This is a genomic window from Streptomyces mobaraensis NBRC 13819 = DSM 40847 (genome assembly GCF_017916255.1).
In the GTDB taxonomy this organism is placed as follows: Bacteria; Actinomycetota; Actinomycetes; order Streptomycetales; family Streptomycetaceae; genus Streptomyces; species Streptomyces mobaraensis.
The window spans coordinates 2,535,515-2,547,439 of record NZ_CP072827.1; the positions used below are offsets into that span (position 1 = coordinate 2,535,515).

The 11,925-nt window shown below is 69.5% G+C and carries 10 protein-coding genes and 2 tRNA genes; 5 read left to right on the forward strand and 7 right to left on the reverse strand.

Translation table 11 applies throughout. The features are described from left to right. Nucleotides 1-223 precede the first annotated feature (223 nt). Complete coding sequence (locus J7W19_RS10620; protein ID WP_004953032.1) at nucleotides 224-2,845, reverse strand: valine--tRNA ligase; 2,622 nt, start codon at nucleotides 2,843-2,845, stop codon at nucleotides 224-226. Nucleotides 2,846-2,922: 77 nt separating this feature from the next. On the opposite strand from J7W19_RS10620, the gene J7W19_RS33455 reads away from it, so the two are divergent. From J7W19_RS33455 to J7W19_RS10635, 4 genes are all read left to right on the forward strand, one after another. Next, entirely contained in the window at nucleotides 2,923-3,051 is a 129-nt protein-coding gene (locus tag J7W19_RS33455) for a hypothetical protein (protein WP_267939130.1), read from the forward strand. A gap of 233 nt (nucleotides 3,052-3,284) precedes the next feature. After that, entirely contained in the window at nucleotides 3,285-4,232 is a 948-nt protein-coding gene (locus J7W19_RS10625; protein ID WP_004953029.1) for a hypothetical protein, read from the forward strand. 37 nt (nucleotides 4,233-4,269) lie between these two features. After that, nucleotides 4,270-5,241: a hypothetical protein gene (locus J7W19_RS10630; RefSeq protein WP_040892184.1), complete on the forward strand. Its 972-nt coding sequence runs from the start codon at nucleotides 4,270-4,272 to the stop codon at nucleotides 5,239-5,241. Nucleotides 5,242-5,292: 51 nt separating this feature from the next. Next, on the forward strand, nucleotides 5,293-6,129 hold the full coding sequence (locus J7W19_RS10635; protein ID WP_004953023.1) for an ATP-grasp domain-containing protein: 837 nt from the start codon (nucleotides 5,293-5,295) through the stop codon (nucleotides 6,127-6,129). A gap of 64 nt (nucleotides 6,130-6,193) precedes the next feature. On the opposite strand, the gene clpX is transcribed toward J7W19_RS10635, so the two are convergent. The 5 genes from clpX to J7W19_RS10660 all read right to left on the reverse strand — a co-directional run bounded on the left by clpX (nucleotide 6,194) and on the right by J7W19_RS10660 (nucleotide 11,096). Further along, nucleotides 6,194-7,486, reverse strand: coding sequence for an ATP-dependent Clp protease ATP-binding subunit ClpX (gene clpX / locus J7W19_RS10640; protein ID WP_004953021.1), 1,293 nt, complete (start codon nucleotides 7,484-7,486; stop codon nucleotides 6,194-6,196). 192 nt (nucleotides 7,487-7,678) lie between these two features. Then, nucleotides 7,679-8,368 (reverse strand): ATP-dependent Clp protease proteolytic subunit, encoded by a 690-nt coding sequence (locus tag J7W19_RS10645; RefSeq protein ID WP_004953018.1) that lies wholly within the window; start codon nucleotides 8,366-8,368, stop codon nucleotides 7,679-7,681. A gap of 94 nt (nucleotides 8,369-8,462) precedes the next feature. Further along, nucleotides 8,463-9,068: an ATP-dependent Clp protease proteolytic subunit gene (locus tag J7W19_RS10650; protein WP_051072744.1), complete on the reverse strand. Its 606-nt coding sequence runs from the start codon at nucleotides 9,066-9,068 to the stop codon at nucleotides 8,463-8,465. A 429-nt stretch (nucleotides 9,069-9,497) separates the two neighbouring features. Beyond that, nucleotides 9,498-10,877 (reverse strand): trigger factor, encoded by a 1,380-nt coding sequence (gene tig, locus J7W19_RS10655; protein ID WP_004953011.1) that lies wholly within the window; start codon nucleotides 10,875-10,877, stop codon nucleotides 9,498-9,500. A gap of 142 nt (nucleotides 10,878-11,019) precedes the next feature. Continuing rightward, a tRNA-Pro gene (locus tag J7W19_RS10660) sits at nucleotides 11,020-11,096 on the reverse strand. Nucleotides 11,097-11,351: 255 nt separating this feature from the next. Between J7W19_RS10660 and J7W19_RS10665 the strand changes: the two genes are divergently transcribed. Beyond that, nucleotides 11,352-11,422: transfer RNA gene (locus tag J7W19_RS10665), tRNA-Gly, on the forward strand. An 87-nt stretch (nucleotides 11,423-11,509) separates the two neighbouring features. Here the strand turns inward: J7W19_RS10665 and J7W19_RS10670 are convergent. Next, entirely contained in the window at nucleotides 11,510-11,704 is a 195-nt protein-coding gene (locus J7W19_RS10670) for a hypothetical protein (protein WP_004953008.1), read from the reverse strand. Nucleotides 11,705-11,925 lie beyond the last annotated feature (221 nt).

An 11,925-nucleotide genomic window follows, 5' to 3' on the forward strand; every position in this document is an offset into this window, starting at 1 on the left:
CAGGGGCTGCGCCCCCGCACCCCCGAAGCGCCCTTCGGGCGCTGTCCTCAAACTCCCCCAGAGGGGGCACCCCCAACGGGCTGATTTCAGCCCGTCCGGCGCTTGAGGACGAGCGGCGAAGCCGCGAAAAGGGGGGTCTGGGGGCACAGCCCCCAGGAAACGGCGAAGGGGCGGGACAGGGGCAACCCCCACCCCGCCCCCAGCCAGGGGCGAGCCCTAACGCCTACGCACCCGGCAGCGCTGCCAACTGAGCACTGATCCGCTCGATGTCGGCCTCAGCCTTCGCGAGCCGCGTACGAATCTTCTCGACGGCCGCCTCGGCCGCCTTCGCCAGGAACGCCTCGTTCCCCAGCTTGGCCGTCGCCTGGGACTTCTCCTTCTCCGCCGCCGCCAACGCCTTGGCAAGCCGCTTCCGCTCCGCCTCGACGTCGATCGTCCCGGACAGGTCCAGGGCGACCGTCGCCCCACCGATGGTGAGGTTCGCCGTCGCCTGGAACCCCTCGCCCTCCGGCTGGAGCCGCAGCAGCTGCCGGATCGCACCCTCGTGCGCGGCGAGGGCGGTACCGGACAGTCCGAGCCGCGCCGGCACCCGCTGCCCCGGCTGGAGCCCTTGGTCCGCGCGGAACCGCCGGACCTCGGTGATCACCTGCTGGAGGTTCTCGATCTCCGCCTCGGCCGCCGCGTCGCGGAACCCACTGTCGGCCGGCCAGTCGGCGACGACGAGCGACTCCTTGCCGGTGAGCGTCGTCCACAGCGCCTCGGTGACGAAGGGGACGATCGGGTGGAGCAGCTTGAGGGTGACGTCCAGGACCTCGCCGAGGACGCGCGCCGACACCTTCGCCTGCTCGCCGCCGCCCATGAACGTGGTCTTGGACAGCTCGACGTACCAGTCGAAGACCTCGTCCCACGCGAAGTGGTAGAGGGCGTCCGAGAGCTTGGCGAACTGGTAGTCCTCGTAGTACGCGTCCACCTCGGCGACGGTCGCGTTCAGCCGGGAGAGGATCCACCGGTCGGTGGCCGAGAGCTTCTCGGCCGCCGGGAGTTCGCCCTCCACGGTCGCGCCGTTCATCAGCGCGAACCGCGTCGCGTTCCAGATCTTGTTGGCAAAGTTGCGGGACGCCTGGACCCAGTCCTCGCCGATCGGCACGTCCGTACCGGGATTGGCGCCCTTGGCCAGGGTGAAGCGGACGGCGTCGGAGCCGTACGCGTCCATCCAGTCCAGCGGATCGACCACGTTCCCGAAGGACTTGGACATCTTCTTGCCGCGCTCGTCGCGCACCAGGCCGGTGAGGGCGATGGTGTGGAACGGCGCGACGCCGTCCATCGCGTAGAGGCCGAACATCATCATCCGGGCGACCCAGAAGAAGATGATGTCGTGGCCGGTGAGCAGGACGTCGGTGGCGTAGAACTTCGCCAGGTCCGGCGTCTTCTCCGGCCAGCCGAGCGTGGAGAACGGCCACAGGCCGGAGGAGAACCAGGTGTCGAGGACGTCGGTGTCCTGGTGCCAGCCCTCGCCGGACGGCGGCTCCTCGTCCGGGCCGACGCAGACGACCTGGCCCTCGGGGCCGTACCAGACCGGGATGCGGTGGCCCCACCACAGCTGGCGCGAGATGCACCAGTCGTGCATGTTGTCGACCCAGTCGAAGTAGCGCTTCGACATGTCCTCCGGGTGGATCTTCACCCGGCCGTCGCGGACCGCGTCGCCGGCGGCCTGCGCCAGCGGGCCGACCTTGACCCACCACTGCATGGACAGCCGCGGCTCGACGGTCGTGCTGCAACGCGAGCAGTGGCCGACGGAGTGGACGTACGGGCGCTTCTCGGCGACGATCCGGCCCTGCTCGCGCAGCGCGGCGACGATCGCCGAGCGCGCCTCGAAGCGGTCCAGGCCGAGGAACGGGCCGTGCACGGTGATGACGCCGTGCTCGTCCATGACCGTCATCGACGGCAGGCCGTGGCGCTGGCCGATGGCGAAGTCGTTGGGGTCGTGCGCCGGGGTCACCTTGACGGCGCCGGTGCCGAACTCCGGGTCGACGTGCGTGTCGGCGACGACGGGGATCGTGCGGTCCGTCAGCGGCAGCTTGATCTGCTTGCCGACGAGGTGCGCGTACCGCTCGTCCTCCGGGTGGACGGCGACGGCCGTGTCACCCAGCATCGTCTCGGCGCGGGTGGTGGCGACGACCAGCGAGTCCTCGCCCTCCCCGTACCGGATGGAGACCAGCTCGCCGGCGTCCTCCTGGTACTCCACCTCGATGTCAGAGATGGCCGTGAGGCAGCGGGGGCACCAGTTGATGATGCGCTCGGCCCGGTAGATCAGCTCGTCGTCGTAGAGCTTCTTGAAGATCGTCTGGACGGCCTTGGACAGGCCCTCGTCCATGGTGAAGCGCTCGCGCGACCAGTCGACGCCGTCGCCGAGCCGGCGCATCTGGCCGAGGATCTTCCCGCCGTACTCCTCCTTCCACTGCCAGACGCGGTCGACGAACGCCTCCCGGCCGAGGTCGTGGCGGGACTTGCCCTCCTCGGCGAGCTGCTGCTCGACCTTGTTCTGCGTGGCGATGCCGGCGTGGTCCATGCCCGGCAGCCACAGCGCCTCGTAACCCTGCATCCGCTTGCGGCGGGTCAGGGCGTCCATCAGCGTGTGCTGGAAGGCGTGGCCCAGGTGGAGCGAGCCGGTGACATTGGGCGGGGGGATGACGATCGTGTACGGCTTCTTGTCGCTCGTCGCGTCGGCCGTGAAGTAGCCCCGCTCTACCCAGCGCTCGTACAGCGGCCCCTCTACTTCGGCCGGCGCGTACTGGGTCGGCAGTTCGGGGACGCTGTCGTGTTGCTGCTGAGTGTTCTCGGTCACGGGGGAAATTCTACGGGGCCCGGGCGGCCCGCCACGAACCCGTTTGCCCCTGACATGACCCGGAACCGAACCCTGAGGTGACGGCCCTCGACGGCCTGCCGCCCGACGGCCGGGACGCCCGGGGCGCCACCGGCGAGGTGACGTCGGCCGAGGAGCTGTCCGAGGCGACGGCTAAGGTGCGGGACGACGCGCGCAGCGAGAAGTAGCGACCGCGGGGAGCGGTCGTGACGGGGGGAGAGAACGCGATGAGTCGCATCCGGTTGCCCGGATCCGGGCGCCCGCACCGGTGTGCCGCGGCCGGCTCGCACCCTCGGCCGACGCTCCCGGCTGTGCCGAAACCGTTGCCGACCCGAGGTAAAGCCGGGATAAGGCATCGGAAAGGATGACGCGGAACGCCGCCCCTGTCCCCCCACACGTCAAGAGAGAACACCCACACACCATGAGCTTCAACCAGCCGGGCCCCTACGGCCAGCCGCCCCAGCCGCCCCAGCCTCATCAGGGCCCCAACCCCTACGGCCAGGGCGGCGCGCCCGGCCAGCCCGGTTACGGCTACCCCCCGCCGCCGCAGCAGCCCGGCCCGTACGGCGCTCCCCCGCCCCAGCCGGGCCCCTACGGCCAGCCCCCACAGCACCCGTACGGCCAGCAGCCGGGCATGCCGGGCCCGTACCCGCCGCCGATCCCCCCGCAGGGCGGCGGCAAGGGCAAGACGATCGCCATCGTCCTCGGCATCGTCCTGGTGATCGGCGCCCTCGCGGGCGGCGGCTACATGCTCCTGGGCAAGGGCGGCGACGGCGGCGACGTGAAGCCGTACACGATCGTCCTGCCGGAGAAACTGCTGGACGGCAAGTTCACGAAGAACACGACGACGGGCACCGAGAAGTCCGAGGACCTCGCCAACGACGCCGAGACCAAGAAGCAGGGCATCGAAAACGGCAAGGGCGTACGAGCGCTGTACGACAACCCGGAGAAGCAGAAACTCTCCGTTGTCGGCGTCTCCGGCAACCTCGCCAGCCCCGGCCGGACGGTCGACGCCGTGGTCGCGGACATGGAAGAGAAGCAGAAGAAGAACCAGGACAACCCCCTCGCCCGGCAGGCGAAGGTGGAAACGGTCACGCCGTGGACCGACTTCAGCCCGAGCGGGTTCGACGGCAAGGTCATGAAGTGCCGGCAGCAGAAGGCGACCGTCACCATGAGCACCGTCACCAGTGAGAACAACGTGAGCACCTGCATCTGGGGGGACTCAAGCGCCGTTGGCATCGTGCAGCACAGCGTCGCCACGAGTAGTTCGTCGTTCGCGACGTCCAACGCCACCGGCACGGTGATGCCCGCCAAGGAACTGGCCGAGGCCACCGCGAAGATCCGCAACGAGGTCCGCAAGGACAAGTAACAAGCGCCGTAAGGCGATCCGTCCCGAAGGGAAAGCCATGAGCACAGACCAGCCCAACCCGTACGGCCAGCAGCCCCCGCCCGACCCCTACGGGCAGGGCGCCGGTGTGCCAGGCGGGCAGCCGGGCTACGGCTACCCTCCGGGACAACCGCCTTACCAGCAGCCGAACCCGTACGGGCAGCCGCCGCAGCAGCCCCCGGTGAACCCGTACGGGCAGCCTCCGCAGGCCGGGGCGCCGTACGGGCCGTACGGGCAGCAGCCCGGCATGCCCGGCCCGTACGGGCCGTACCCGCCGCCCATACCCCCGCAGCGCTCCGGCAAGGGCAAGGCGATCGGGATCACCGTCGGTGTGCTGGCCGTCGTGGGCGCGCTCGTCGGCGGTCTGATGCTCTTCAGCAAGGGCAGCGGCGGCGGTTCCGTGCCCGACGACGGGAAGCGGTACAAGCTGACGGCACCGGCCACGGTGCTCGGGGACTTCAAGAAGGACCCCAGCGAGACCACCAAGGGCTTCGGGCCCGACGGCAAGGAGAAGGCCGCGGCGTTGGGCGTCGCCGACGCGGAGAAGACGGGCGCCGGCTACGAGTCCGGCGAGGGCTTCTCCCAGAAGTACCTCTTCTTCAACGGCGTCTACGGGAAGATCAAGAACCCGGAGAAGACCCTCGACCACCTCTTCGGCCTGATGGGCGAATCGCTCGAGAAGAACTCCGAGGGCGACAAGGGCGACAAGGGCGAGCTCGTGGGCAGCCCGGAGAAGGTCACCCCGCAGGGGCTCGGCAACGCCGTGATGAAGTGCCAGTACGTGAAGACCGCCGGTACCGGCGACTCCTCCGGCGGGGCCCCCGCGAACTTCAAGGCCCCCCTCTGCGCCTGGGCCGACCACAGCACCACCGCCGTCGTCATGCACGTCGACGTCGCGTCCGCCATGGGCGGCGGCAGCGTGACGCTCCAGCAGGCGGCCGAGCAGGCCGTGAGGTTCCGTGACGAGGTCCGCGTCGAGGCGGGTGTCTGACGCGGGCGGGTAGCGTGGCCGGTGATCCACGAGCACTTCCAAGGAGCCCCCATGCCGGCCCCCGCCCCGTCGTCCCCCCGCCCCCGCGTCCTCTACGTCACCGACCTCGCCTACGAGGCCAGGGGGCGCCGGTACTGCGACGAGGACGTCTTCCTCACCTCCCGGCTCCGCGCGTGGTTCGACATCGCGCTCTGCCACCCGCTGGACGCCGTCGCGCTGATGGACGGCTTCGACCTCGTCGTCGTCCGCAACAGCGGCCCGGTGCTCAACTACCAGGCCGCGTACGACTGTTTCCGCGCCGAGGCCGTCCGCCGGGGCACCCGTGTGCACAACAGGCTCACCGGCAAGGGCGACATGGCGGGCAAGCAGTACCTCCTCGACCTCACCGCCGCCGGCTACCCGGTCATCCCGACCGTGGACCGGGCGGCGGACGTCGGCCGGCTCCCGGCCGTCGACGAGTACGCGGTCAAGCCCAAGCTGGGCGCCGACTCGATAGGTCTGGAGTTCGTGGACCGCGAGCGGCTCGCGGGGATCGCGGACGGCGAGGTCCTCGTCCAGCCGCGGATCCACTTCGCGTACGAGGTGTCCTTCTACTTCGTCGACGACGCCTTCCAGTACGCGCTGTACGCCCCCGACCCGGCCCGCCGCTGGGACCTGGAGCCCTACGAGGCCACCGCCGCCGACCTCGCGTTCGCCCGGCGCTTCGTCGAGTGGAACGGCACCGACCACGGCATCCAGCGCGTCGACGCCTGCCGCACGCCGGAGGGCGGGCTGCTCCTCGTCGAGCTGGAGGACCTCAACCCGTACCTCTCCCTGGACCTGCTGCCGGCCGCCACTCGCGACGCGTTCGTCGACGCCTTGGCCGCTTCCCTCCGCAGGGCGCTCTGAGGGCATAAGACAAGGCGCCCGGCCGCCGGTTCGAGGAACCGGCGGCCGGGCGCCCGCGAGAAAGCTACGCGCTCTTCTCGTGCCGCTCCCCCGAGCCCGGCTCGCTGCCCCGAGTGCGCGGCACCAGGGTGGGGTTGACGTTCGACTGCACGACGTCCGCCGTGATGACGACCCGTGCGACGTCCTTCCGGGACGGCACCTCGTACATCACCGACTGGAGGACCTCCTCCATGATGGCGCGCAGGCCCCGCGCGCCGGTGCCGCGCAGGATCGCCTGGTCGGCGATGGCCTCCAGCGCCGGGCGGTCGAAGTCCAGCTCCACGCCGTCGAGTTCGAAGAGGCGCTGGTACTGCTTGACCAGGGCGTTGCGCGGCTCGACGAGGATCTTCAGCAGGGCCGCGCGGTCCAGGTTGTGGACGCTGGTGATCACCGGCAGCCGGCCGATGAACTCGGGGATCATGCCGAACTTGACCAGGTCCTCCGGCATGACCTCCTGGAACTGGTCGCTCGCCTCGATCTCCCGCTTGGAGCGGATCGTCGCACCGAAGCCGATGCCCTTGGCGCCCGCCCGCGACTCGATGATCTTCTCCAGGCCGGAGAACGCGCCGCCCACGATGAACAGCACGTTCGTCGTGTCGATCTGGATGAACTCCTGGTGCGGGTGCTTCCGGCCGCCCTGCGGGGGGACCGAGGCCGTGGTGCCCTCCAGGATCTTCAGCAGGGCCTGCTGCACACCCTCGCCGGAGACGTCCCGAGTGATCGACGGATTTTCGCTCTTTCGGGCGACCTTGTCGATCTCGTCGATGTAGATGATGCCGGTCTCGGCCTTCTTGACGTCGTAGTCGGCGGCCTGGATCAGCTTCAGCAGGATGTTCTCGACGTCCTCGCCGACGTAGCCCGCCTCGGTCAGCGCCGTGGCGTCAGCGATGGCGAACGGGACGTTCAGCATGCGGGCGAGCGTCTGCGCCAGCAGCGTCTTGCCGGACCCGGTGGGGCCGAGCAGCAGGATGTTGGACTTGGACAGCTCGATGGCGTCATCACGGTCGCGCCCGCCGGCCTCGCCGGCCTGGACGCGCTTGTAGTGGTTGTAGACGGCCACCGAGAGGGCCTTCTTGGCGGCCTCCTGGCCGACGACGTACCCCTCGAGGAACTCGTAGATCTCCCGGGGCTTGGGCAGTTCCTCCCAGCGCACCTCGGAGGTCTCCGCGAGCTCTTCCTCGATGATCTCGTTGCAGAGGTCGATGCACTCGTCGCAGATGTACACACCAGGACCCGCGATGAGCTTCTTCACCTGCTTCTGGCTCTTCCCGCAGAACGAGCACTTGAGCAGGTCGCCGCCGTCACCGATGCGTGCCACGAGGTGCTTCCCCTTCGCCTGGGATCCGCCTTGCTCTGCGAACCCGAGTGCTTGCCTATCGACGGTACCTTGCCGGGCCCCCCGTGCGGGCCCCCCTCGCACCTACTCGGCCAAGGGGGGTACCGGCGGCACGGCGTCCGGGAGGTCCGGGAGCCCGCTCCCGGCCGGTTCCCGGACCGTCACGTCAGAACGTCAGACCGCGACGGACGACTTGCGCGTCGAGACGATCTGGTCCACGAGACCGTACGCCAGCGCGTCCTCGGCCGTGAGGATCTTGTCGCGCTCGATGTCGTCGCGGATCTTCTCGATCGGCGTGGTGGAGTGCTTGGCCAGCATCTCCTCCAGCTGCGTCCGCATCCGCATGATCTCGTTCGCCGCGATCTCCAGGTCGGAGAGCTGCTCTCGGCCCGTCTGGCTGGACGGCTGGTGGATCAGGACACGGGCGTTGGGGAGCGCCATGCGCTTGCCCGGGGTGCCGGCGGCCAGCAGGATCGCCGCGGCGGAGGCGGCCTGGCCCATGCAGACCGTCTGGATGTCCGGCTTCACGAACTGCATCGTGTCGTAGATGGCGGTCAGCGCGGTGAACGAGCCGCCGGGCGAGTTGATGTAGATCGAGATGTCCCGGTCGGGGTCCATCGACTCCAGGCACAGCAGCTGTGCCATCACGTCGTTGGCGGAGGCGTCGTCGATTTGCACGCCGAGGAAGATCACGCGCTCCTCGAAGAGCTTCGCGTACGGGTCGTACTCGCGGACGCCCTGGGAGGTGCGCTCGACGAAGCGGGGGACGACGTAACGACTCTCGGCGGGCAGGCCGGAGAACTGTGCCTGCGGGCCCGTGTAGAGGCCGCTGCCGGGGAAGTTGTTCATGCGGGTGTTCACCATCCTGATGGCGGTCGTTGGCTGGGAATCGACGGTCGGGCGGTACTCCCGGGGGCCGGCCCCGGGGCTCCGGGGAGCAGACCCCGGACTCCGGGGCTCAGGCCCCGGTGCCGCCGCCGCCCGGAACGCCGGAGGCGTGCGTGATGATCTCGTCGATGATCCCGTACGCCTTCGCCTCCTCCGCGCTGAACCAGCGGTCGCGGTCGCCGTCGCGGATGATCGTCTCGACGGTCTGGCCGGTGTGGTGGGCGGTGATCTCCGCCATCCGCTTCTTGGTGCGGAGCAGCTGCTCGGCCTGGATCTTGATGTCCGATGCGGTACCGCCGAGACCCGCGGAGCCCTGGTGCATCAGGATGTCGGTGTTGGGCAGCGCGAAGCGCTTGCCCGGGGTGCCACCGGTCAGCAGGAACTGGCCCATCGAGGCCGCGAGGCCCATGCCGATGGTGACCACGTCGTTCGGGATGTACTGCATGGTGTCGTAGACCGCCATGCCGGCCGTCACCGAGCCACCGGGGCTGTTGATGTAGAGGTAGATGTCCTTGTCGGGGTCGGCGGCAAGGAGCAGCAGCTGAGCCGTGATCTTGTTGGCGATGTCGTCGTCGACCTGCTGGCCCAGGAAGATGATCCGCTCGTCGAGCAGTCGGCTGTAGACCTGGTCGCCGAGGCCACCACCGATGGAAGGACCGCCGGCGGCGGAAGGCATCAGATTCGTCACGTGATCCACCTGCTCGTCTCTGACGGCAACGGGCCGTCTCCGCGTCTTCTCTCGGGGCCGGGGGGCTTCGGGCCGGTACGGTCCGGCGCGCTCAAAGTCTCCCCTGCCCTCGTATCTACGGACCCTAACGCGCTGGTCGGCGGGCGCCATCCCGCATGAGGAACTGTTCGCTCTGAGCGCATGTTCCGGCCGGTACGCCCCTGTGGGGCCACCGCCCACGGCGCCCGGAACGCCGGGCGCGCCCCCGGCGCGCACCGGTCGTCGGGTCAGGGCGCCCGGAGCCAGGACGGGCCCGGACACGGCCCGCGCCGGCCGGCGGCGGGGTCATGTCCGGGCCCGTCCCGGAAGGCCGTCCCCGCGACCGCCGCACCCGGGGGCACGGCGGTCGCGGAGCGCGGCCGGTGGGCGTTCGGGGGCTCAGCCCTCGTTCTTCGCCTCGGCGGCCTCGGCGGTCTCAGTGGCCTCGGTGGCCTCCGCCTCGTCCTCGCCGTCCTCCAGGTCGACGACCTCGCCGTTGGAGTCCTTGACCGTGGCGGCCTCGACGACGGTCGCGAGGGCCTTGCCGCGGGCGACCTCACCGACGAGCATCGGGACCTGGCCCTGCTCGACGACGGCCTGGGCGAACTGGTCGGGGCTCATGCCGGAGGACTGGGCACGGCGCATCAGGTGCTCGGTGAGCTCGTCCTGGCCGACCGACAGCTTCTCCTTGTTGACGATCTCGTCGAGGACGAACTGGGTACGGATGCCCTTCTCGGCCTGCTCCTTGAGCTCGGCGTCGAACTCCTCGGCGGTCTTGCCCTGGATCTCCAGGTACTTCGCCAGGGTGAGGCCCATCTGGCCGAGCTGGTGGTGCTCCAGGTTGTGCTTCCGGGTGTTGATCTCGTCCTCGAGCAGCTTCTCCGGCATCGGGACCTCGACCAGCTTCAGGAGCTCCTCGAGCACCTTCTCCTGGGCCTGGGTGGCCTGGTCGAACTTCTTCATCCGGGCGAGGCGCTCACGGCTGTCGGCCTTGAGCTCCTCCAGCGTGTCGAACTCGCTCGCGAGCTGGGCGAACTCGTCGTCCAGGGCGGGCAGTTCGCGCGACTTCACCGCGGTGACGTCGACCTTGACCTCGGCCTCCTTGCCCTCGGCGCTGCCACCCTTGAGCTCGGAGGTGAAGGTGGCGGTGCCGCCGGCCTCCAGGCCGGTGACGGCCTCGTCGATGCCGTCGAGCAGCTGGCCGGAGCCGATGGTGTAGTCGACGCCCTTGGCGACGCCGTCCTCCAGCACCTCGCCGTCGACCTTGGCCTCCAGGTCCAGGGTGACGATGTCGCCCTCGGCGGCGGCGCGCTCGACCGGGGAGGTGGTGGCGAAGCGCTCGCGGAGCTGCTCGACCGACTTCTCCACGTCCTCGTCGGTGACCTCGACGGCGTCGACGGTGACCTCGATGCCGGAGTAGTCCGGGATCTCCAGGGCGGGACGGATGTCGACCTCGGCGGTGAAGGTCAGCAGCTCGCCGTCCTTCAGCTCCGTGATGTCCACCTCGGGCTGGCCCAGCGGGTTCAGCTCACCCTCGTTGACGGCCTCGGTGTAGAACTTCGGGAGGGCGTCGTTGACGGCCTCCTCCAGCACCGCACCGCGGCCGAAGCGCTGGTCGATGACCCGGGCCGGGATCTTGCCCTTCCGGAAGCCAGGCACCGAGACCTGCTGGTTGATCTTCTTGTACGCCGCGTCGAGGCTGGGCTTGAGCTCCTCGAAGGGCACCTCGACAGTGAGCCGAACCCGGGTCGGGTTCAGGGTCTCCACGGCGCTCTTCACGGTTCGGTCTCCTTGGGGCTGACTTCGGGTTTTTCTGCCGAGGTTCTGCTGAGCCTCAGCCGATCGCGCCCGGTAGTAGAGACACAGACGCGCAACCTGCATAGTAACCGCACGCTGGATGAGCCCCACAAGGCGATCTTGCTGGTCGGGGTGGCCGGATTCGAACCGACGACCTTCCGCTCCCAAAGCGGACGCGCTACCAAGCTGCGCCACACCCCGTCGGTGCGACACGTAGGGTACATGCCCACGAGAGCGGCGGCCGACCTTTGACCGCGCCGTGACCGTGCGGATGCCTGGCCATGACCATGGCGGTGACCACGAGGGTTGCCCGAGGGGCAAACGAGTCGGAGGGGGCGGAGACGTACGTCCGCGGGCCCCGCGAGGCGGGACGGGCACCGGGGTGTGCGGCGAGGGGGCCGGACCCGCTACGATGCACGTCAGTGCCGCACCCCCGGTGGGGTGGCAGCGGCACGCGCGGGCGTAGCTCAATGGTAGAGCCCCAGTCTTCCAAACTGGCTACGCGGGTTCGATTCCCGTCGCCCGCTCGGACGACGCCCCCGGCCACCGGCCGGGGGCGTTTCTCGTGCGCGCCGCGTCGCCCTTCGGGGAATCCGCTCCGGAGGGCGACGGGGTCAGAGCTTGATGTTGCTGATCGTCTGGGCGAGCGAGTTGAGGAACCGGTGGATCGACGGGGCCATGCCCGACGACGCCAGGAAGAACCCGAACAGGGCCGCGACGGTGGCCGCCCCGGCTTTGATCTTCCCGCTGCGGATCATCATCACCAGGATGATCGCCAAGAGCAGCACCGCAGACACCGATATGGCCACAACAGATCACACCCTCGGTCGAAGAACCTGGCCCGGCCCCCGGAGCACCACCTCGTCGGGCTCCACCGCACCATCGTGCCATCAACTTGCGCTCCGTGGAGGTGATGTGACGATTCATCGACGATTTGACCGGCTCCGTCAGGGGTCGCTTTCCGGCCGCGGTGGCCGGTCACCGGATGACGCGGCCGTCGGAGCGCCTCCGGGAGCCGAACGGAAGGATT